The organism is Bradyrhizobium sp. SZCCHNR1053 (assembly GCF_032381235.1).
In the GTDB taxonomy this organism is placed as follows: Bacteria; Pseudomonadota; Alphaproteobacteria; order Rhizobiales; family Xanthobacteraceae; genus Bradyrhizobium.
Genome location: NZ_JAUHJM010000007.1, coordinates 289,622 through 311,966 on the forward strand (window position 1 = coordinate 289,622; position 22,345 = coordinate 311,966).

The 22,345-nt window shown below is 66.8% G+C and carries 18 protein-coding genes and 1 pseudogene; 14 read left to right on the plus strand and 5 right to left on the minus strand.

Going from position 1 to position 22,345, the window contains the following annotated elements; all coding sequences use genetic code 11:
- Positions 1 to 244: 244 nt before the first annotated feature.
- Positions 245 to 2,191, minus strand: a complete 1,947-nt coding sequence (locus QX051_RS19015; RefSeq protein ID WP_315777177.1) for a hypothetical protein — start codon at positions 2,189 to 2,191, stop codon at positions 245 to 247.
- Positions 2,192 to 2,294: 103 nt separating this feature from the next.
- Positions 2,295 to 3,386, minus strand: coding sequence for a YbhN family protein (locus tag QX051_RS19020; RefSeq protein WP_315758329.1), 1,092 nt, complete (start codon positions 3,384 to 3,386; stop codon positions 2,295 to 2,297).
- Between the two features lie 384 nt (positions 3,387 to 3,770).
- Between QX051_RS19020 and QX051_RS19025 the strand changes: the two genes are divergently transcribed.
- A complete protein-coding gene (locus QX051_RS19025) occupies positions 3,771 to 4,277 on the plus strand; it encodes a ferritin-like domain-containing protein (RefSeq protein ID WP_315777178.1) in 507 nt (168 codons plus the stop codon).
- Between the two features lie 74 nt (positions 4,278 to 4,351).
- Here QX051_RS19025 and QX051_RS19030 read toward each other — a convergent pair whose 3' ends face one another.
- Positions 4,352 to 4,786, minus strand: coding sequence for a hypothetical protein (locus tag QX051_RS19030; protein ID WP_315738812.1), 435 nt, complete (start codon positions 4,784 to 4,786; stop codon positions 4,352 to 4,354).
- Positions 4,787 to 4,894: 108 nt separating this feature from the next.
- On the opposite strand from QX051_RS19030, the gene QX051_RS19035 reads away from it, so the two are divergent.
- From QX051_RS19035 to QX051_RS19045, 3 genes are all read left to right on the plus strand, one after another.
- A complete protein-coding gene (locus tag QX051_RS19035; protein ID WP_315777179.1) occupies positions 4,895 to 5,425 on the plus strand; it encodes a hypothetical protein in 531 nt (176 codons plus the stop codon).
- Between the two features lie 86 nt (positions 5,426 to 5,511).
- Positions 5,512 to 6,099, plus strand: a complete 588-nt coding sequence (locus QX051_RS19040; protein ID WP_315777180.1) for a YdcF family protein — start codon at positions 5,512 to 5,514, stop codon at positions 6,097 to 6,099.
- 109 nt (positions 6,100 to 6,208) lie between these two features.
- The gene (locus QX051_RS19045; RefSeq protein ID WP_315777181.1) at positions 6,209 to 6,832 is read left to right on the plus strand and encodes a class I SAM-dependent methyltransferase; all 624 of its coding nucleotides are present in this window, start codon (positions 6,209 to 6,211) and stop codon (positions 6,830 to 6,832) included.
- Between the two features lie 53 nt (positions 6,833 to 6,885).
- Here QX051_RS19045 and QX051_RS19050 read toward each other — a convergent pair whose 3' ends face one another.
- Both QX051_RS19050 and QX051_RS19055 read right to left on the minus strand, forming a co-directional pair.
- Positions 6,886 to 7,311, minus strand: a complete 426-nt coding sequence (locus tag QX051_RS19050) for a universal stress protein (RefSeq protein ID WP_315777182.1) — start codon at positions 7,309 to 7,311, stop codon at positions 6,886 to 6,888.
- 53 nt (positions 7,312 to 7,364) lie between these two features.
- Positions 7,365 to 7,907 (minus strand): histidine phosphatase family protein, encoded by a 543-nt coding sequence (locus QX051_RS19055; RefSeq protein ID WP_315777183.1) that lies wholly within the window; start codon positions 7,905 to 7,907, stop codon positions 7,365 to 7,367.
- Positions 7,908 to 8,012: 105 nt separating this feature from the next.
- Here QX051_RS19055 and QX051_RS19060 point away from each other — a divergent pair, with 105 nt between their 5' ends.
- From QX051_RS19060 to QX051_RS19105, 10 genes and pseudogenes are all read left to right on the plus strand, one after another.
- A complete protein-coding gene (locus QX051_RS19060) occupies positions 8,013 to 9,443 on the plus strand; it encodes an FAD-binding oxidoreductase (protein ID WP_315758325.1) in 1,431 nt (476 codons plus the stop codon).
- Positions 9,444 to 9,540: 97 nt separating this feature from the next.
- Positions 9,541 to 10,044, plus strand: a complete 504-nt coding sequence (gene msrB, locus QX051_RS19065) for a peptide-methionine (R)-S-oxide reductase MsrB (protein WP_315758324.1) — start codon at positions 9,541 to 9,543, stop codon at positions 10,042 to 10,044.
- Between the two features lie 296 nt (positions 10,045 to 10,340).
- Positions 10,341 to 12,143 carry a flagellar hook-basal body complex protein gene (locus tag QX051_RS19070; RefSeq protein ID WP_315777184.1) on the plus strand — a complete coding sequence of 601 codons (1,803 nt, stop codon included), beginning with the start codon at positions 10,341 to 10,343 and terminating at the stop codon, positions 12,141 to 12,143.
- Positions 12,144 to 12,187: 44 nt separating this feature from the next.
- The gene (flgK, locus tag QX051_RS19075) at positions 12,188 to 14,050 is read left to right on the plus strand and encodes a flagellar hook-associated protein FlgK (protein ID WP_315774081.1); all 1,863 of its coding nucleotides are present in this window, start codon (positions 12,188 to 12,190) and stop codon (positions 14,048 to 14,050) included.
- A 15-nt stretch (positions 14,051 to 14,065) separates the two neighbouring features.
- A complete protein-coding gene (locus QX051_RS19080; protein ID WP_315774079.1) occupies positions 14,066 to 15,937 on the plus strand; it encodes a flagellar protein in 1,872 nt (623 codons plus the stop codon).
- A 92-nt stretch (positions 15,938 to 16,029) separates the two neighbouring features.
- On the plus strand, positions 16,030 to 16,836 hold the full coding sequence (locus tag QX051_RS19085; protein WP_315777185.1) for a hypothetical protein: 807 nt from the start codon (positions 16,030 to 16,032) through the stop codon (positions 16,834 to 16,836).
- An 11-nt stretch (positions 16,837 to 16,847) separates the two neighbouring features.
- A complete protein-coding gene (locus QX051_RS19090; RefSeq protein ID WP_315777186.1) occupies positions 16,848 to 18,476 on the plus strand; it encodes a hypothetical protein in 1,629 nt (542 codons plus the stop codon).
- A 52-nt stretch (positions 18,477 to 18,528) separates the two neighbouring features.
- Positions 18,529 to 19,719, plus strand: a complete 1,191-nt coding sequence (locus tag QX051_RS19095; RefSeq protein ID WP_315777195.1) for a hypothetical protein — start codon at positions 18,529 to 18,531, stop codon at positions 19,717 to 19,719.
- A 68-nt stretch (positions 19,720 to 19,787) separates the two neighbouring features.
- Positions 19,788 to 21,224 carry an aspartate aminotransferase family protein gene (locus tag QX051_RS19100; RefSeq protein WP_315777196.1) on the plus strand — a complete coding sequence of 479 codons (1,437 nt, stop codon included), beginning with the start codon at positions 19,788 to 19,790 and terminating at the stop codon, positions 21,222 to 21,224.
- A 347-nt stretch (positions 21,225 to 21,571) separates the two neighbouring features.
- Positions 21,572 to 22,345: pseudogene (locus QX051_RS19105) on the plus strand (flagellar protein); the annotation flags it as partial.

Here is a 22,345-nt window from a genome sequence, read left to right on the forward strand (position 1 = left end):
CGCGAACCGCCCCTCTCATGAGCACGGGATGCGCTCATCAAAGCATGATTTCTGGAAAAAAGAAACAGGAAATTTTGTCACGAGGCGGCCGGACGCAGTCATCGACCTGGAATGGCGGGCGAATTTCGTCCTTTTGCGGCAGGCCGTTTCGGCGCAATCGACGGACTCCGCTCGCGACCGGGACGCAACGTCGGGCCGACGGGCGACTCGGTGCATCGGCGGTGAGCCGATCGTTGGCCGCGCGCTACTGCCGCACGACTCCCGCCGGCGGCAGCGGCTGGCTCGTGACGTTGGGCTCGGCCGCATCGAGGTTCAGCACCTCTGCTGCGGCCGGAAACGCGGCATCGGCCATGGCGGCGTGGCCCTCGGCGGTCGGATGCACGGCGCCGCCATAGACGGCCGAGAGCACGCCCCAGCTCGCATCGTGGATGTCGGAAGGCTGCATCGCCGCCGGCAGCCCTTGCGGATAGGTCATCGCCGAGAAGTAGCTGTCATTGGCGTCGCGGATCCAGCGGGAGCGCGGCAAATAGGGGCGATATTCGCTGGCGCCGCGGCCGCACAGCAGCGGCTCGTTGGCGGCGCTGACGATGTTCGGATCGAAGCTGGTGCCGTCGGCCGAAAAGCATTCGCGGTCGAACGGCGGATCCTGCGTCGAGCGGGCGCAGAAGCCGTGATCGGCAAACGCGGCCTGATGAGCATCGACGAAGGTCATGCGGTCGGCCTGCGGATCGCGGCACAGAACTCCCGCGGTGCATTGCGCCAGCCCGCGCAGCGACGGCAGGAACTCGTTCTCGACGAAGCCCGCGACCTTGGCGAGCCGCTGCGGATTGGCATTGAACGACGGATGGACCTCGAAGCCGGCGGGGCCGCCCGGGCAGGGCGTGCCGGCACGGCTCAGCGCCGGATTGCCGTAGGAGGTGTAGATGACGTGCGAGAGGTCGCCGACCAGCGGCTTCAGCGCCTCGCGCAGCTTGGCAAAGCCCTGCGGCAGGTCGCTCGCCAGCTCGCTGCGCGATTCCTCCACCGAGCCGATCACGCCGGAGCGCTTGAACAGGGTGCGCTCGGTCGGCGTGTCGACGATGACGTCGGCGACGAGGCCGGAGAAGTTGATGTCGTTGGCGCCGATCGACAGCAGAATCAGGTCGAGCTTGCGGTCCGGCTGGCGGCGCTTGGCCGCGGTCAGCGCCTCGCGGAGTTCGCCGAGCTGGCCGTTGACGCCGCCGGCGCAGGTCGCGACCGAGCGGCCGGGCGTGCATTCGCGCGCGCGCTGGCTGCCGAACAGGCCGTCGGCGATGGTGGCGCCGGTGCAGGCGAGCGGCAGGTAGGTGACCGCGACGTGCGGATAGCGCACCGCAAGCGCCAGCGCCGTGCGGGTCTGGTAGCTGTAGAGCGAGCGGTGGCAGGCAGCGTTGAGCCAGACCGCGCTGTGCTTCTGCCAGTTCTGCAGCGTGTCCGGCGCCTCACAGGCGCGGCCGCCTTTGAAGCCGGCGCGGCTCGGCCGATAATATTGCGCGGTCGGGCCGCCGAGATAGGAGCGGAAGCAGAAGCCGTCGTCGGCGAGCGCGATCGGGCGGTCCGGATTGCCCTCGCCGGAGGCGATGCTGTCGCCGAGGCCGGCGATCAGGACGTCACGGACCTGGATTCCGGTCGAGACCTGCCGCGTGCCTTCGGGACTGGCGACATCGACGGATGCCACGGTCTGGCGGCCGTAGCGGACGCGCAAATTGACCGGCTCGGCGCAGTCGAAGGTCGAGGTCTGCGGCCCGTCGCCGTCGTCGAACGACCAGGCGCAGGTGGCGCCGACCGGCACCGGGCCGGTCAGGCGCACGGTGACCGGATGGTCGATGGGGGTGAGATAGCTTTCCTTGACGTTGTCGCGCGTGCACGGCTCGTTGACGCGGCCGGCGAGGTCGATGCAGAGCCGGTTGACGACGTTGCGCGCCCAGCCGCGGCCGTCGCTCTGCACTCCCAGCGCCTGCTCGGCGGCGAGGATCGAGCGGTCGCGTGTGCTCTCGGTATGCAGCAGGAAGTCGCGCTCCTCGCGGAAGAGACGGAAGCGGTTGCGCACCTCCCAGCTGATCTGCAGCGGCGCTGCGCCGAACTGCGCGGCCGCCTCGGTGGCGGCGAGAGGGGCGAGCAGGCCGGCCAGGACGCAGGCGGCGAGCAGCGGACGAGGGGGAATTCGGGTCATGCGCAAGGATTCACGTCAGCGATGGGGCGGAAATAAGAGGACCGCACGCGAGTTCAACCGGTCGAGGATCGAACCGTCGCATCGTCCGCGAGAGAATTGCTGCTCAGCGCTGGGAGTGGCGCTTGATGCGCTGGGGAACCGCGGCAGGGGCCGTGGCGGCGGCGCGCTTGGCGGCGACCTCGTCCTCGCAGGCGGCGTTCAGCCGGCGCCGCTCCTGCCACGGCTTGACGACGTTCATCCAGAGCTCCCTGATGCCCATGATCGAGATCGCGATGGCGAAGGGGATCACGAAATAGAGCACGCGGAAGACGAGCAGGGTGGCCAAGAGCTGCTCGCGGCCGAACTGCGGCAGCGCCACCAGCATGGCGGCATCGAACACGCCGATGCTGCCAGGCGCATGGCTGGCAAAGCCGAGCAGGGTGGCGAGGATGAACACCACCGACAGCGACAGGAAGTCGATCGGAGGATCGGCGGGGACGAGCAGGTACATCGCCAGCGCGCAGAAGCCGAGGTCGACGACGCCGATCAGGATCTGCACCAGCGTGAGCTGCGCGGAAGGCAGCACCACCTTCCAGCCGTTCTGGCCGAGCTGCCGGCGGTTCTTGCCGGCGGTCAGCCAGCCGAGATAGGCGAAGATCGCCCCGAGGATGCCGATCGCGATCAACTGGTTCATCGCCGGGGGCAACTGGTCCATCGCGGTGGCGGCGGCCGGATGCAGGGTCATGCCGATGCCGAGCACGAACAGGTTGCCGAGCCAGAAGGTCAGGCCCGACAGGAAGCAGATCTTGGCGACGTCGATCGCGGACAGGCCGTAGTCCGAATAGATCCGGAACCGGATCGCGCCCCCGGTGAAGACGGTGGCGCCGATGTTGTGGCCGATCGAATAGCTGGTGAAGGCGCTCATCGCTGCGATGCGATAGGGGACGTGTTTCTTGCCAATCGTTCGCAGTGCAAAATAGTCATAGAAGGTCAGCGTGCAGAACGCGCCGATCACACACAAGGCCGCGAGCGCGATGTGACCGAGCGGGATTTCGGTGAGCGCCGTCAGGATGACGCCGGCATCGACGCCCTTGAGTGTGCGCACGAGCGTCGTGATCGCGAAGGCGATGATCGCAAGGCTCGCTGCAATCCCCAGCCGCTTCCAGCCGATCCATTTCTTGAAGCCACGCGAGAGCGTGGTCAGCAGGCGCTGCATTCATCCTCCCGGCGGGGCGGTACTAGTTCTTGGAAAAGAGGCGAAACCATTGGTCGATGGAGGCGGGCAATTCGTGACAGCCTGTTCCTTATGCTAAAATGCGCGCCTTGTGCAGTCCTTGACACAGCTCAGCTCCGACCCATGCGGCGCGGGTCTGTCACACTTCAGTCACATGGCTGGCGGCCGCCTCAGTTCGGTCCAATTGGTTACGCGCGCGGTTCACGAGCAAACTTGGCCCTCTGCGACCGGTTCCGGCCGGCAGGGCCGGTTGCGCCGGAACAACCGCCGTGGCCGCCGGTTAGCGCCCCGCGGGCACAGCGAACATGGCGACGATCGGTCGGGGAGGGACCTGCCATATTCCCGAACCAAGAGGACATGAGGCAAATGGGACTGTTCACCAAGGACATCAAGACGATGAACGATCTGTTCGTTCATCAGCTGCAGGACATCTATTACGCCGAGAACCAGCTCGTCAAAGCGCTGCCGAAGATGGCGGACAAGGCGACGGATCGGAAGCTCAAGCAGGGCTTTCTGACCCATCTCGATGAGACGAAGACGCATGTGACGCGTCTCGAGCAGGTGTTCAAGATGCACGGCATCGCGGCCAAGGCGGTCGACTGTCCGGCGATCGACGGCATCATCGAGGAGGCCGAGGAGGTCGCCGGCGAGGTCGACGACAAGGCGGTGCTGGACGCAGCGCTGATCAACGCCGCCCAGGCGGCCGAGCACTACGAGATCACGCGCTACGGCAGTCTGATCGCCTGGGCCAAGCAGCTCGGCCGCAGCGATTGCGCCGCCGTGCTGCAGAAGACGCTCGACGAGGAGAAGGCGACCGACATGAAGCTGACCAAGCTCGCCGAGAGCGGCGTCAACCTGCGCGCCGCGAGCTGATCGCGTCACCAGTCGATGAGACAAAACGCCGCGCGGACATCCCGCGCGGCGTCGTCGCATCCGGATGCCGCGCGTCAGCTCTTACGCAACGCGAAATTGGCGCCGCAGAACGCCATCAGGGCGCCGAGGCAGAGCGCGGCGAGGCCGGCCAGCACACCTGAGGCCGACGGCACCGGGCTCGGGCCGGAGATCGCCTGGCCGATGCCGGCCAACATCAGCACGCCGACCACGACCAGGAAGTTGCGCATCCGCTGCGGGATCTCGCCCGACACCGCGCTGTGCATGATGTTGGCGATGAAATAGCCCGAGGAGAAGCCGACGGTGGCGATCAGCCACCAGGCGATCGCCGACCCGGCCGGCATGAAGGCGCCGCTCTCGGTCTGCCACAGGCCGCCGAGATCGAGCCCGTAGCGGGCGCCGAGCATGTGCACGGCCAGCGCCAGCAGCACGCCGGCGGCCATAGCTCCGGCCAGGATCAGGTGCCGCGGAAAATAGATCGTTTCGCTCATGCTCCGTTTGTAGGATAAGGCGCGCGCCACACGCAACAGGACCGATCCATTTCCCAGGACATCACCACAGAAGGCCATGACGCGATCCGCTACGCCTACAAGGCGTCGTTGATCGGCGCCGCGCAGCAGTTCGAGCTCACGGGGCAGGGCCTGTCGTGGCGGTTCGCCGGCCGCACCGGCCTGTGGCCGTACGCCGACATCGCCGCGATCCGGCTGTCCTACCGGCCGGTGTCGATGCAGGCGAAGCGTTTTCGTGCCGACATCACCCATCGCGATGGCCGCAGGCTGAGCATCATCTCGACTTCCTGGCAGACGGCGGCGCTGATGGCGCCGCAGAGCGAGGCCTATCGTGCTTTCATCCTCGGCCTGCATGCGCGGCTCGCCTCCAGCGGCAGCAACGCGCGGCTCACGGCCGGCCTCGGCCGCTTCACCTACGGCGCGGCGCTCGCCGCGATCGCGCTGTTCGCGGTGGCGATGACCGGGCTTCTGGTGCGTGCGCTCGTCATCGCCGAATGGTCGGGCGCGTTGTTCCTGATCGGTTTCGCCGCGCTGTTCGCCTGGTATGTCGGCGGCTTCATCTCCCGCAACAGGCCGCGCAGCTACACGCTCACGGATATTCCCGGCTCGCTGCTGCCGTGATCACGCGGCGTCATCGCCGGTCATCGAATGTGAGCGCGCGACAGCGCCGCGTCATGCCAGGATGAGCCGACGTTGGGAGAGGACCGATGCAGGATCGCGCGCTGCGCAGACCGGATGACGCCGAGATCGCCGCGGTCAACGCGCGGCATTTCGCCGATACGCCGCTGCGGCCGGCCGATCTCCTGTTCGTGTTCGGGACCCGCGTCGACGAGGAGCTGCGTGCCGAGACGGCGGTGAAGCTGTGGCAGCAGGGCTACTTCCGCCACGCCATCGTCAGCGGCGGGATCACGCCGGGCGCTGATCTTTCGGAGTGTACGCTGATCAAGGCCGCCATGGTGAGGCGCGGCATTCCGGCCGAGCGCATCCTCGAAGAGCACCACGCCACGAATACCGGCGAGAACGTCGCGCTCGCGCTGCCGGTGATCGACGCCGCGCTCGGCCTCGCCAATGTCGGCAGCGTGATCTGTCTCGGCAACAGCTGGACCGCGCGGCGCTACGCGATGACCCTGCAGCGGCACTGGCCCGAAGTGGAGAAGATGCTGCTGACGGTCGATAGCTTCGGCGTACCGCGGCAGTCGTGGCACACCCATCCGGAGTTCCGCCGCCGCGTGCTGAGCGAATGGGACAAGATCGAACCTTATAAGGCGAAGGGCTTCATCGCGGAGTGGCCGTGATCGACTCGGCGCGTGCTCGCACTTCGATGACAACAGCGTCCATCGGGTCTCATGGCAGACTTTGATGGTCATTCCAGATGGGGCATCTGGCCCCTGCTACGGAGTTTCCATGAACCAAGGTGCAGGCCGTATTGTCGCCCACTACGAGCACCATGCGCTGTCGTGGGACGCCGACCGTCGCGCGGCTGCCTGGACTGACAAGCCTCCCATCGAACGCTTCCTTGCGTGTCTCCGACCGGGCGCGGCCGTGCTCGATCTGGGCTGCGGGGGCGGTGCGCCCGTCGCAGCGCACATTTCCGGACAGGGGTTTTCCGTCACCGGCGTGGACAGCTCGCCGACGATGATCGCACTTTGCCGAACGAGGATGCCGGATCAGGAATGGATCGTCGCCGACATGCGGTCGTTGACCTCAGGGCGGCGATTTGACGGGGTGCTGGCGTGGGACAGCTTCTTCCATCTTGGGCACGATGACCAGCGACGAATGTTTCCAATCTTCGCGGCCTGCACGGCTTCGGGCGGCATTCTGATGTTCAACGCAGGCCCCGCGCATGGTGAAGCCATCGGGTGCTATCGCGGCGATCCGCTTTATCATGCGTCTCTCGATCCATCCGAGTACGCGGCGCTGCTTCGCGACAATGGTTTCGAATTGATCGCACATTCGGTTGGTGAGCCAGCGAACGGCGAGCGTAGCTTCTGGCTTGCTCGCGCGGCTGAGGCTGGTCCGACCGTCTGACTCACGGCTCGGTCAAAGCGGTCCGACATGCGAAGATGCGGTGATCTGCCGCCTCACGGCCTCACCACCAGCACCGAGCACTTGGCATAGCGTACCACGTGCCCCGCGTTGCTGCCGAGGAAGTAGGTGCGCATCGCCGGGCGGTGCGAGGTCATCACGATCAGGTCGGCGTTGACCTTGGCCGCCTCCTCGAGGATCTCGTGATAGATGCCGCCCTGGCGTACCGTGTAGCTGATGCGATCGGCCGGGATGCCGGATTCGCGCGCCACGATCGACAGCGCTTCCTCGGCGGTCTCGCGCTGCTGCGCATCGAAATCGGCTGGGACGTATTCGGCGAGCATCACCGGCGTCATCGGCATCACGTTGAGCAGATGCACCGTGCCGCTCCAGGTCTGCGCCAGCGTGGCCGCGGTGGCGATGGCCGGCTTGGCGAGGTCGGTGTCGGCCAGATCGATCGGCACCAGAATCGAGTTGAACATCGAAGGTCCTCCTCTCTCTCCGCCGGCATTACGCGCCGGCCCCGACCTGCCTGTCAATCGACCGAGCCGTGTTTGAGCAGTTTCGGCGTGATGAACCTCAGCAGGTTGCCGCGGGCGAAGCTCACATCGCCCCAATCGTCGGTGTCGAAATCGAGCACCGCGAGTCCCGCGGTCGGCATGTTGCGCATCAGCTCGTGGCGGGCCTCGGAATCGCCCTCGCCGGTCAGCGCCAGCGCCAGCTCGTGCATGCCGGGATTGTGCCCGACGAGCAGGAGCTGCTTCGGATCATGCGCTGCCGCAAGGCGGATGTGATACAGGATCTGCATCGGCTCGGCGCCGTAGAGCTCGGGAATGGACTCGACCTGCGGGGCCGGGACACGGTCCTTCATCGCCGCAAGCGCGAGATCCCAGGTCTGCTGCGCCCGAACCGCGGTCGAGACCAGCACCAGCTCCGGCACCGGCGGGTGGCTGGCGATGAAATCGCCGATCATGGCGGCATCCTGGTGCCCGCGCTCGTCGAGACGGCGGTCCTGGTCGCGGCCGGTCGGCGCGTCAGTCTCGGTCTTGGCGTGGCGCAGCAGCATCAATCGGCGCATGGAATTCCGTCTCGAATCGTTCAGGCTGGGTCAGCCTCTACCACGTCTCTTTATCGCCATTAAAAGCGTCATGACGTCCGGCGCAGGGTTCGCTAAGAAAACGCCATGAGCGAGACTTCCACAAGCATGAACGATGACGCCGATGCCGCAGGTGCACACGGCCGCACCAGGTTGAATTTCGACCTCGATGTCGACGTCTGTGTGGTCGGGGCGGGATTGGCCGGCTTGACGGTGGCGTTGTGCGCGGCCCGGCAGGGGGCGAGCGTCGCGGTGCTGGAAGGTCGCCAAGTCGGATGGAACGCATCCGGTCACATGATCGGCACGGTCATGCCCGGGTTCGACCTGCCGCTGCCGGACCTGATCGAGCGCGTCGGGCTCGCGCATGCGCGGGCGCTGTGGGCGTTGTCCTGGTCCGGCGCCGAGTTCATCCGCGCCCAGGCCACCGAGGCGGCGATGCCGGGCATCGGGCTCAGCGAAGGCGCGCTCGAAGTCTCCAATGTCGATGCCGGCGACGCCTTGATCCGCCGCCTGCAGATGCTGCACGAGGATTTCGACACCGAGGTCGAGGGCTGGCAGGTCGAGCGTGTCAGGACCAAGCTCAAGACCGACCGCTACTTCCATGGCGTCCATTACCCCCGGGCGTTCCAGCTCGATGGCCGGAAGTATGTTCATGCCCTGGCGCGGCTCGCGCACAGGGCCGGGGCGCGGATCTTCGAGGATACGCCGGTGGTCAGCATCGACGCGTCAGGCGTGCGCAAGCGCATCGTGACGCCGTCGGCGCGGATGCGGGCCTCGCACATCGTGCTGGCCGGCAACATCCATCTCGGCGCGCCGCTGCAGAAACTGTCCGATACGCTGTTGCCGGTGTGGCGCTATGGTGGCGTCACCGCGCCGCTCGGCGAGCGGCTCGCCGAGGCGGTCGCCTTCCAGGGATCAGTCAGCGATACCGACGGCATCGATCATTTTCGCATCGTCGACGGTGACCGGCTGATGTGGGCGAGCCCGGAGACGACCTGGGACGCCCGGCCCAGCGGATTTGCCGCGGCGTTGCAGCGCCGGATCCGGACGGTGTTCCCGCAGCTCGGCCGCGTCGAGATCGCCGAGACCTTCGGCGGCGTGACCGGCCAGACCGTGCACGGCATGCCGCAGATCGGCCAGCTTCGCAAAGGGCTGTGGGTCGCGAGCGGCTTCGGCCGGCAGGGGCTCAACACCTCGGCGATGGCCGGGCAGCTGATCGCGCAAGCGATCCTCGCCGGCGACGACCGCTGGAAGCTGTTCTCGCCGTTCGAGCTGGTCTGGGCCGGCGGCGTCAGCGGCCGGGTCGCCGGCCATGTGGTCAATCTCTGGATTCGCGGCCGCGCCGCCGCGGCCGGGACGCTGGCGCGGCACCGCGAGCGCGTACGCGCGCAGGAGCGTGTGCGCGAGATCAGGGCGGCCGAAGCGCGGCGCCGGGCAGCCGAGCGTCCCGGCTCGCGGCTGCCGTTGCGGCCGCAGCCATCCGATCTGAACCGCCGTCCCGACGCCGGGGAGGGCTGACCCCTCGCAAGAAAGTGAGCCGTCGCGCCGGCGCCTGACGTAACTTCGCGGGATCCCATCCGTAGATCCGGTAACCCATCGCCGCACGGAGACGTCCATGATCGACCGCCGTCTGATGTTCACCACCGCCGCCGGCCTGTTCGGCTTCGCTGCCCTGCGCTGGCTCGGCGGCTCCGCGCCGGCCCGCGCCGCCGAGAAGTTCGAGATCGAGAAGACCGAGGCCGAGTGGCGCGCGCAATTGACGCCGCAGCAATACGAGATCCTGCGCGAGGAGGGCACCGAGCGGCCCTGGACCAGCCCGCTGCTGAAGGAGCATCGCAAGGGCACCTTCGCCTGCGCCGGCTGCGACCTGCCGCTGTTCTCCTCCGAGACCAAGTTCGACAGCGGCACCGGCTGGCCGAGCTTTTTCAAGCCGCTCGACAATGCCGTGGCGACGCGCCAGGACAAGACCTACGGCATGGTCCGCACCGAGGTGCATTGCCGCCGCTGCGGCGGCCATCTCGGCCACGTGTTCGACGACGGCCCCAAGCCGACCGGCCTGCGCTACTGCATGGACGGGCTGTCGCTCACGTTCCATCCGGCAAATCCGTCATCGACCTGACAGGAATTTGCGCCCGGATTGTCCGGCCCGTCCGTTCAAGGCTCAGATGGGGTTCTTGAGGACGCGCCGGCAGCCGCGACGAGCGGTCGAGCCGGAGCGCGATTTGGCGCGTCCGGCCCGGCAAGAACTGCCGGCTCGGCAATTGTTCACCAGTTTTGACGCCGCTCTTTTTACGTTGCTATTTTCCAACCTGCTGATTTCGCAGCATTTTCACATCTGGCACAGCGATTGCGACAGCTCTCCACGAAACGCGGTGCGGGCCGACCCGCCACCGGCATCACAGTGGAGAGATTGGTATGGGTATCTTCGACGCGATGAACACTTCGGTGAGCGGTCTGTCCGCTCAATCATTCGCGCTGCAGAACATTTCCGGTAACATCGCGAACGCGTCGACCGTCGGCTACAAGGGCATCGGCACCAGCTTCGAAGACCTCATCCCCAACGCCACCAACCCGACCCGGCAAAACGCCGGCGGTGTCACCGCCTTCGCCAAGGCCACCATCACCACCCAGGGCACCGTCTCGACGTCCTCCGTCGCCACCAACATGGCGATCAACGGCGATGGCTTCTTCAACGTGCAGAAGGCCTCCTCGGTCGTCGACAACGTGCCGGTCTTCACCGGCGTCACCAACTACACCCGCCGCGGCGACTTCCAGCTCAACGCCAACGGCAACCTGATCAACGGCGCCGGCTATTACCTGATGGGCGTCGCGGTCGATCCGAAGACCGGCAACGCCACCGGCAACGTGCCGACCGTGCTGCAGTTCGCCAACAACTTCGTGCCGGCGCAGGCGACCACCGCGATCCAGTACGCCGCCAACCTGCCGACGCAGCCGAAGACCGCCGCGAGCGGCAACGCTGCGACCGGCACGCTGGTCGCGGCCGGCGGCCTCAACTCGGCCGATCTCTCCAACGTGCCGCTGCCGGTCGGCACCAACTTCTATGCCGACTCCACCGTGACCGGTGCCACCGCCATGAACAAGGTCCCGGCGCAGATCACGACCTCGACATTGTTGAGCGGAGCCAGCGGCGACTCGATCTCGAGCAACTTCACCGCCGGCGACACCATCACCCTGACCGGCAGCGCCGGCGACGTCGTCACCTTCACCTTCGTCGCCTCCGGCGCCTCGGGTACCCAGATCAATGTCGGCGACTCCGTCGGCACGCTGTTGGCGAAGATCGCGACCGTCACCGGCGTGCAGCCGACCATCACCGCCGGCAAGATCACGCTGCATTCCGGCAGCGGCGAGGACTGGAACTTGAGCAGTGCCTCCCCGGGTTTCACCGCGCTCGGCCTCACGTCACCTGTGGCGCTGACGCGCACGGCGAGTCCCGGCACCGGCATCGTGATCGGCAACGATCTCACCAACTTCAACAACGAGACGATCTCGGGCGGCGCGGTCACGGCCTACAACTCGTCGGGCACGCCGGTGAACGTGCAGCTGCGCTGGGGCAAGGTCGACAGCTCGACGCTCGGCACGGGCCACAAGGACACCTGGAACCTGTTCTACCAGACCGACTCGAACGCGACCGGCTCGACGGTGGCGTGGCAGAACGTCGGCACCAATTTCGTGTTCGCCTCCGACGGCTCGCTGGTGTCGCCGACGACCTCCAACATCTCCATTCCCAACGTCGTGGTCGACGGCACCACGCTCGGCACCGTCAGCCTCAACATCTCCTCGGGCGCGCTGACACAATATGCGAGCACGATCGGCTCGGCGACCATCAACCAGATCAATCAGAACGGCTTCGCCGCCGGCCAGCTGCAGTCGGTCGCCGTCAACAACAGCGGCGTCGTCACCGGCACCTTCTCCAACGGCCAGACCATCAACCTGGCGCAGGTCACGCTGTCGCACTTCAACGGCACCAACTACCTGAAGGCGCTCGACGGCGGCGCCTATGAGGCGACCGACCAGTCCGGCCAGGCCATCATCGGCGCGACCGGCAAGATCTCGGGCGGCTCGCTGGAAGGCTCCAACACCGACATCGCCGACGAGTTCACCAAGCTGATCGTGACCCAGCAGGCCTATTCGGCCAACACCAAGGTGATCACGACGGCCAATTCGATGGTGCAGGATCTTCTGAACGTGCTGCGCTGATCGCGCTGAGACGTGGCAGTTGAATTGACACAAGGCTACCGAACATGGGTTTGAGTTCTGCCCTCGCCACCGCGATGTCCGGCCTGCGTTCGACGCAGGCCGCGCTCTCGATCATCTCCTCGAACGTCGCCAACGCGAACACGCCCGGCTATGTCGCGCAGAACCCGAACCAGATCGAGGTCGCCAGCGGCGGCTTCGGCTCGACGGTGACGACGACGGGCGTCAACCGTCAGCTCGACTTGTTCGTCCAGAACCAGCTCCGCACCGAGACCTCGGGCGGGACCTATGCCAATCAGATGGCCAACATCCTGGGTCAGCTGCAAACCGTGTACGGTACGCCCGGCGGCAGCGGCACGCTCGAGACGGCGCTGAACAATTTCACGACGGCGCTGCAGTCGCTGTCGAACAATCCGAGCAACCAGTCGGCGCAGTCGGTGGCGCTGTCGGCGGCGCAGGGCGTGGCGCTGCAGCTCAACGCGACGACCAAGGGCATCCAGACCCTGCGCACCAATGTGGAGCAGGACATCGGCAATTCGGTCACGCAGGCGAATGCCGCGATCAAGCAGATCGCGACGCTGAACATGCAGTTGCAGGGGCTCAGCCCCTCCGACCCGCTGTCGGCGACGTTGCAGGATCAGCGTGACAACGCCATCGACACGCTGTCCAAATACGTCGACATCCGTGTCGTCTCGGATGCGACCAACGGCACGAGCGTGTTCACCAATTCCGGCATCCAGCTGGTCGGCGCAGGCCTCAGCTCGGAGTTCACCTTCTCGTCGCCGGGGACGCTCGACGCCACCTCGCTCTACAGCAGCGATCCGACCAAGACCGGCGTCGGGCAGCTCAACATCAAGCTGTCGAACGGCGTATCGCTCGACGTCGTGTCGAACAATCTCCTGAACTCGGGGCAGATCGCGGCCGATCTCAAGCTGCGCGACCAGACCCTGGTGCAGGCGCAGACCCAGGTCGACCAGCTCGCGGCGACGATGGCCTCGGCGCTGTCCGACAAGACCACGGCGGGCACCGCGGTGACCGGTCCGCCGGCCGGCTTCGACGTCTCGACCACCGGGCTGCTGGCGGGCAATACCATCAATCTGACCTACACGGATTCGAGCAACGTCCAGCGCCAGGTCAAGATCGTCAACGTCAACGATCCAGCGGCGCTGCCGCTGCGGAATGCCACCGGTGCCAACCCGTCCTATGTCGGCGTCGACTTCTCGCTCGGCATGGCCTCGGTGGTGTCGCAGCTCAACAGCGCGCTCGGTGGCGCGCATCTGCAGTTTGCCAATCCATCCGGCACCACGCTGCGCATCACCGATGACGGCACCAGCCAGGCGACGGTCAAGGCGGCCTCGGCCACCACCACGATGCAGACGCTCGCCAGCGGCAACGCGCAACTGCCGGTCTTCACCGATGGCGGCGCGCTGTACACCGGCGCGATCACCTCGACCGGCTCGCAGATGACGGGGCTCGCCGGGCGGCTCAACGTCAATCCGGCGCTGCTCAACGATCCGACCAAGCTGTCGACCTATTCGACCTCGCCGCAGACCGCGGCCGGCGACCCGACGCGGCCGGACTTCCTGTTCGCGCAGCTGACCTCGGCGACCTTCAGCTACTCGCCAACCACCGGCCTTGGCTCGGCGGCGCAGCCGTTCCAGGGCACGGTGTCCGGCTATCTGCAGCAGTTCGTCAGCCAGCAGGGCAGTGCCTCGACGCTGGCGACCCAGCTCAGCCAGGGCCAGAGCGTCGTGGTCAGCACGCTGAAGGAGAAGTTCCAGAGCACGGCGGGGGTCAACATGGACAGCGAGATGTCCAACCTGATCCAGGTCCAGAACACCTATGCGGCCAACGCCCATATCATGTCGGTCGTGCAAAGCATGATGCAGAGCCTGCTCCAGGCATTTTAGTGAGGCGCGTGTAAGATGTCGATCAGCAGTGTCAATTACGGAAATTCCCTGCTCGGCCGGTCCGTGCGGAACATCTCCAACCAGCTCGCGGACCTTTCCACGCAGCTCTCGAGCGGTGTCAAGGCGAACAACTACGCCGGCATGGGGCCCGACGAGGGGTTCGCGATCGCGGCGCGAGCGCAGCTCTCGAACATCTCGGCCTTCACGCTGACGATGACCCACGTCAATACCGTGATCGGCGCGGTCAATACCTCGCTGCAGTCGCTGTCCAAGATTCATGACCAGGTCCAGAGCGGCGCCTCGGCGACGCCGCAGAACCTGACCAGCACGGGCCAGACCACGGGACAGTTGACGGCGCTGTCCAACCTGTCGGCCATCACTGGCATCCTCAACACCCAGGTCGGCGATCGCTACATTTTCTCCGGCAGCGCCACCGACCGGCCGGCGATCGCGTCGGCCGACGACATCCTGAACGGCACCACGACGCAGGCAGGCCTGAAGCAGGTCATCGCCGAGCGGCAGCAGGCCGATCTCGGGCTCAACGGTCTCGGGCGTCTCAACCTTTCGGCGTCGGCCACGATGCCGATCACGCTGGCGGAGGACGTCGCCGGCTCGCCGTTCGGTTTCAAGCTGAGCGGCGTGACTTCGTCGCTCACCAACGCCACGGTGACCGGGCCGTCCGGCTCGCCTGCGGGCATTTCGGTCGACCTCACGGCGGGCAATCCGAATGCGGGCGACCAGATCAGCTTCACCTTCAAGCTGCCCGACGGCACCTCGGAATCGATCAAGCTGACGGCGTCGACCACGACGCCGGCGCCGACCAATACGTTCGCCATCGGTGCGACGCCGGCGGCCACCTCCGCCAATCTCAACGCGGCGCTCAACACGGCGCTGTCGACCCTGGCCAACACCTCGCTGACCGCCGCCTCGGCAATCGTCGCCGGCGACAACTTCTTCAACACGGCGAGCTCCGTGTCGGGAACGGCCGTCAACAACAAGGCTACGACGCCCGCGCCGATCACCGGGGCGACGCTGCTGTCGGGCCCGGCAAATAGCGACTCGCTCGCGACCAATTTCACCGCCGGCGATACCATCACCGTCAACGGGCAGACGCTGACCTTCGTCGCCTCCGGCGCCAACGGCAACAACCAGATCAACGTCGGCGACAGCGTGCAGACGCTGCTGTCTAAGATCGACACGCTCAGCGGCACGTCGAAGCCGTCGACGATCAGCGGCGGCGTGATCACCTTGCGCACCGACGCCGCCGCCAGCTTCTCGGTGTCGAGCTCGAACGCGGGTGCCTTCGCGGCGCTGGGCTTCTCCGGCACGGTGACGGCGGCGACGCCGCCGTTGCGTGTCTCCGGCTCGCCGCTGGGGTCGGCGACCAGCCTCGTCAACGGGTCGGCCAACACCGTCGCCTGGTACACGGGCAACAGCGGTCCCGGCTCGGCGCGGTCGAGCGCGACCATCCGGATCGACACCGCGCAGAGCATTCAGTTCGGCGCCCAGGGCAACGAGTTCGCGATCCGCAACCTCGTGCAGCAGACCGCGGTCTACGCCGCCGTCAACACGCCGCCGGCGGGAGCGAATGCGCCGCAGCAGATCGGCGCGCTCAGCCAGCGCATCGCCGCCAACCTGACGCCGCAGCTCGGTCAGCAGTCGATCTCGGACATCCAGACCGATTTCGCCAACGCCCAGACCACGATGAAAGACGCCACGGCGCGTCAGACCCAGGCCAAGGCCGCGATGCAGAGCATGGTCGACCAGACCGAGGGCATCTCGCAGCAGGAGGTGGCGAGCCAGATCCTGCAGCTGCAGACCAACCTCCAGGCGTCCTACCAGACGACGGCGATGCTGGCCCAGCTCACGCTCGTGAAATATCTGTAGCGCCCCGGGGGCGGCGGTTAGGTTTTCGTTAACCACGGCTCTTTAGCTTTTGTTCAGATCTGGGGCGAGAGCCTCTTTGTCTGGAGGCGGACGTGAGTGACGGAACCGACGAGCGCATTCACCTGGTGATCGCGACACCATGCTTCGGCGGCCAGGTGTCGAGCATCTATGCGAGCTCGATCTTCGCCCTGCAGCGCGAGTTGCGCGCCACCTCGAACGTCGACCTGACCGTCCACATGCGCGACGGTGATGCGCTGATCACCCGGGCGAGGGCGAATCTGGTCACCCTGTTCCTCAATGATCCCTCGGCCACGCATCTGTTGTTCGTCGATGCGGACATCGGCTTCACGCCAAGGCAGGTGTTCCGGCTGATCGAGTCCGGCGGCGACATGGTCGCCGGTGTCTATCCGGTCAAGAAGGTCAATTGGAACAAGGCGCGCCGCGCCATCAACGACAACCGGATGGACGTGCCGGCGGCGTCGCTCGATTACGTGCTGGAGATCGACAATCCGGACCACGTCGCGGTGGTCAACGGCTTCACCCGCGTGCGCTATGCCGGCACCGGCTTCCTGATGATCCGCCGCCGCGTCGTCGAGGCAATGATCGCGCACCCGGCCTACGCGCCGCTGCAGTTCTTCCGCGAGCATTCGCAGGACGCGCTGGCCGGCTGCCCGAACCGCTTCGCGCTGTTCGAATGCATGATCGATCCTGAGACCGGCACCTATCTCAGCGAGGATTTTGCGTTCTGCAGGCGATGGACCGATCTCGGCGGCGAGATATGGGCCGATCTCGACAGCCGGCTCGATCATGTCGGTCCGTCCGTGTTCCACGGCAATGTCGCCTCGCAATTCGCGTCGGCGGTGGCGGTTCCTACCGTTGCCGCGGCCGACGCAGCCTGATGATCCGCACGATGACCCCGGCGGCAACCCAGTCGCACATCTCTCAGCCATCCCCGATCGACCGGCGCGAGCAGGGCGCCGCGACCGGACTGCGTGATCTGTTTGCCTTGCTCGGCGATCTCCTGATCGACGGCGGCGACACCCGCCTGGCGCTCGATCGCCCCTGGGGTCGCAACGTCTATGGCTGCGGGCCGTCGCCCGAACCCGATGTGCTGTGCTTCGCATCGAGCACGGCCTCGCCGATTTCGGAACGCGCCTATGCGCGTGTCGAGCTGGCGCGCGAGCAACTGATGCATGCGGCGATCTCGCTCGGCCTCGACGCGGCGCTCGACCGGCGCACCGAGGAGATGCGCTGCGAATTGCGTGGATATCTCGGCCTTGTCGACGAGGTCGACATCGTGTTCTCGCCGTCCGGCACCGACTCGCAACTGCATGCGCTGGCGCTGGTGCGGGCGGTGCTGGGTGAGGCCGTCACGAGCATCGTCGTCGGCGGCGACCAGACCGGCAGCGGCACCGCCACGAGCGCCCGGGGACACCATTTCAGCACGCGGACGGCCAACGGCCCGACGGTGCGAATGAACACTCCGATCGACGGGCTTTCGGGCGACGCCGTGTCGCTGCCGCTGCTCGACGGCGCATCGATGCAGCCGCGCGCTGATATCGACGCCGAGGTGCTCGACAGCGTCGAGGCGCTGGTGCGGAACGGCCGTAGCGTCCTGCTGCAGGTCATGGATTCCTCCAAGCTCGGCTGGCGCGCGCCGGACATGGCCTGCCTGGACGAGGTGGCGCGGCGCTGGCCGGGGCGCGTCCAGGTCGTCGTCGATGCCTGCCAGATGCGGCTCGGCGCGGCGCGGCTGCGCGATCATCTCGAGCGCGGCCACTTGGTGCTCGTCACAGGCTCGAAGTTCTTCGGCGGCCCCGCCTTCAGCGGCGCGCTGCTGGTGCCCGCGGCCGCAGCGGCTGCGCTGCGCAGCGGGCATCCGATCGCGCCCGGCTTGTTCGACTACGTCAATCGCAGCGATTGGCCGCTCGCCTGGACGGATCTGCGCGCGCGCACCGCGCCGCGCGCCAATATTGGCCAATGGCTGCGCTGGGAAGCCGCGCTGGCGGAGATCGCGGCGTATCACGCCGTGCCCGAGACATTCCGTCGGATGGCGATCCGGCAGCTCGGCGAGTCGATCGAAAGCCTGCTGATGCTGTCGCCGGTGCTGCGTCCGATCATCACCCGCGCCCCCGCGCAGGGTGGGAGCGATGGCGAATTCGGCTTTCCCACCATCTTCCCGTTCGCGCTCCAGCGCGATGGCGGACCGCTCGGCCTCGGTGAGACGCAGGCGGTGTATCGCGCGCTGCAGCGCGACCTCGGCAGCCGCTTCACTGGACGCGCGGCCGAGGTTGCCGCGCGCCAGTGCCTGATCGGCCAGCCGGTGCGGATCGAACGCGCGGGCGAGGCGCCGACGGCCGCGCTGCGGCTGTGCATCGGCGCGCGCCAGGTGACGGACGCGTGGTGCGCTGACGTCACCGCCGCCCGGGTCAATCTCGAATCCGACATCGACCGCATCGCCGACATCGTCGCCAAAACAGAGCTGCTCGTATCGGATCTGAGCAGCCAGGATCTCAGGGACATCTGCAATGCCGACTGATTTGCTCGCGCTGGCCGAGGCCAGCGGCGCAGGATATGCCGACCGGATCGGCATGGCCAAGCTCGCCAAGGCCGCCTTCGACGGCCAGGACCTGAAACCGATGTGGGCCGCCTTGCTCGCCAAGCTGCTCGACGGCAGCGCGGAGCCGGGCGAGGGGCTCGATCTCGCGCTGATCGCGCAGCTCATCGGCGAGAAATCGTCCGGGCTCGCGATCCAGTACGACGTTCTGCAGTCGCAGCAGCTCTACCGCGTTGCCTGCAACAGTGCGACGCCGCGGCTGCGCGTGCTCGCGCTCGCTGCGGCCACCGACATGGGCAGCAACACGCCGATCGAGTTCCTGCTCGAGGACACCGACATCGAGCTGCTGCTGCTCTACGTCGTTCCGGGCGCGGACCTGCTGGCGCCTTTGCCCGCTCATGACGTCGCCATCGTCATCGCCTCCGATTCCGAGGATTGTCAGCACGCGCTGCGCGAGATCGATGCCGTCGCGGCGCGCTGGCCGCGTCCGCTGCTGAATCCGCCGGAGCGGATCTGGCATCTCGATCGCGACAAGCTGCATGCGCTGCTGGCCGGCATCGACGGGCTCACCATTCCGGCGACCATCCCCGTCGACCGCGAGCGTCTGATCGAGATCGCCGACGAGCGCGAATGGATCACGGACGTCGACCACTCGCTCGCCTTCCCGGTCATTGTCCGGCCGCGCGGCTCGCATGCCGGCGTCGGCCTCGAGAAGATCGATGAGCCGCTCGAGCTGTCGCTCTATCTCGACGAGCGCGACGAGCAGGAGTTCTTCGTCTCGCGCTTCGTCGACTATGCCAGCGAGGACGGCCAGTTCCGCAAGTACCGCATCGTGTTCGTCGACGGCACGGCCTACGCCTGCCACATGGCGATCGCGCGGCGCTGGGACATCTGGTACCTCAACGCCAACATGGCCGGCAGCGAGAGCAAGCGCCTCGAAGAGGCGACCTTCATGCAGACCTTCGATATCGGCTTCGGCCGCCGTCACCGCAGCGTGCTCGATGCGATCGCCGCGCGCGTCGGCCTCGATTATTTCATCATCGACTGCGCCGAGACCAGGGACGGCGCGCTGCTGGTGTTCGAGGCCGACAACACGGCCGTCGTCCACAACATGGATTCGCCGGAGGTCTTCCCCTACAAGCCGCCGCAGATGCAGAAGATCTTTGCGGCCTTCGCGGCCATGATCGACAAGCGCGCCGCGTCGCGGGCGGAGCAGGCGGCGTGACCGCCGGGCTGCGCATCGATCCTGCATCGCGGACGGCGGAGACGCTCGATCCGCAACATTGGGACGAGATGCGCGCGCTCGGTCATCGCATGCTCGATGACATGATCGACTATGTCGCTGATATTCGCAACCGGCCGGTCTGGCAGCCGATGTCGCAGGCGACGCGGCAGAGCTTTCGCAGCGCGCTGCCGCATGCGCCGACCGATCTCGCCGATGTCTATCGCGACTTCAGCGAGCTCGTCGTTCCCCATGCGACCGGCAACGTGCATCCCGGATTCATGGGCTGGGTGCATGGCGGCGGCACCGTGGTCGGCATGCTCGCCGAGATGCTCGCAGCCGGACTGAACGCCAATCTCGGCGGCCGCGACCACGCGCCGATCGAGATCGAGCGGCAGGTCGTCGACTGGATGCGCCAGTTGTTCGGCTTTCCGGCAAGCGCGAGCGGCATCTTCGTCACCGGCACGTCGATGGCGAACCTGATGGCGGTGCTGGTGGCGCGCCGCTCCGCGCTCGGCGCGTCGGTTCGCACGCTGGGCCTCGGTGACGACGGCCGGCGCTTGCGCGCCTACACCTCGAGGGCCGCGCATGGCTGCATCGCCAAGGCGATGGACATTTGCGGACTGGGCAGCGACGCGCTCGGCTGCATCGCGGTGGATGCCGCACATCGCGTCGACGTCGGCGAGCTGCGGACCGCGATCGCGCGCGATCGCGCCGCGGGACTGCATCCGTTTCTTGTCGTCGCCTCCGCTGGCACCGTCGATATCGGCGCCATCGACGACCTCGCTGATATTGCCGAGCTCTGTCGTGCCGAGGGGCTCTGGTTTCACGTCGACGGCGCCTTCGGTGCGCTCGCGATGCTGTCCCCGGAGCTCGCACCGAAGCTCGCTGGCATCGAGCAGGCGGATTCGATTGCGCTGGATTTTCACAAATGGGGGCAGGTGCCCTACGATGCGGGCTTCCTGCTGGTGCGCGATGGCACCAAGCATCGCGACGCCTTCGCCTCGCCGGCCGCCTATCTGCGCCGCGAAACCCGTGGTCTCGCGGCGGGCACCGAGTGGCCCTGCGATCTCGGTCCTGATCTGTCGCGCGGCTTCCGGGCGCTGAAGACCTGGTTCACGCTGAGGACGTTCGGCACGGACGCGCTCGGCGCCGTGATCGCGCGAAGCTGCGAGCTCGCGCGCCATCTGGAGGCGCGGGTGCGCGCCGAGCCCGAGCTCGAGCTGCTGGCGCCGGTCAATCTCAACATCGTCTGCTTCCGCTATCGCGCCGAGGATGCCGATGCGCTCAACGGCGAGATCGTCGCCGACATCCACGAATCCGGCCTCGCCGCGCCGTCGACCACGATGCTCGACGGACGGCTGGCGATCCGTGCCGCGATCGTCAATCATCGTACCGGGACGAGCGACATCGACCGGCTGATTGCGGCGGTCCTCATGTTCGGCCGCCAGCGCGCGGCCGGTCTCACGCCGTTGATCGAGGTCGATGCGCCGCCGCTGGCGCTCTGAGCGCAAACCGCATCTCGGCGTCGTCCGCTGGTCGATGACGACCGCCGGCAGAATGTCGCCGCGCGTGTCGAAACCTTTCCAAAGGTGGTTGACGCGTTGTGAACGACGGGCGCGTTTGTTGAATCAACGAGCCTTTTCAAAGGGCGTTCTTGCGCGATGACGCGGCAATGAGCCGCGCCGATGCGCCTGTTCCGCTGATTGAGGCGGCTGCGCACCACAACCCTTCAGCGTTTGTTAGCCACTGCCATTCACCGTGACGCCCGTCGTCCGGGGTCGTTCAAATCGACCTGGGCTGCACCCTGATCTCGAAGGGATCGGGGTTTATTTCACACCAGAAGGGTATGAAAATGTCAGGTATCGTCCTCTCGGCGTCGGTGCGCCAGAATTTGCTGTCGCTCCAGTCGACGGCTCAGCTCCTCGCCACCACGCAGAACAACCTCTCCACGGGCAAGAAGGTCAACTCGGCGCTCGACAATCCGACCAACTTCTTCACCGCCCAGGGTCTCGACAACCGCGCTTCCGACATCTCCAATCTGCTCGACGGCATCGGCAACGGCGTGCAGGTGCTGCAAGCCGCCAACACCGGCATCACCTCGCTGCAGAAGCTCGTCGACAGTGCCAAGTCGATCGCCAACCAGGTGCTGCAGAGCGCGGTGGGTTACTCCACCAAGTCGAATGTCACCTCGGCGGCGCTGACCGGGGCGAGCGCCACCGACCTGCTCGGCTCCAGCTCGACGGCTGTGACCGGTTCGGTCGTGCAGAACGACAACACCACCCCGGCGGCGATCACCGGCTCGACCAAGCTGTCGGGCACGGCGGGCACCGCGTCGAACAACCTCGCCACCGGCATCACCTCCGGTGAGACGCTGGTCGTCAACGGCACCACCTTCACCTTCGTCACCGGCACGTCCTCGTCCGGCACCAGCATCGGCATCGGCGACAGCGTCAGCAACCTGCTGTCGGCGATCCAGACCCAGACCGGCGTCACCGCGTCGATCACCGCGGGTGCGATCACCTTGACGCCGCCGGCGGCGGGATTGACGCTCTCGGGCAGCACCGGCACCTTGGGCAAGCTCGGGCTGACTGCTGTCGGCGACGGCTTGTCAGGTCAGACCTTGACG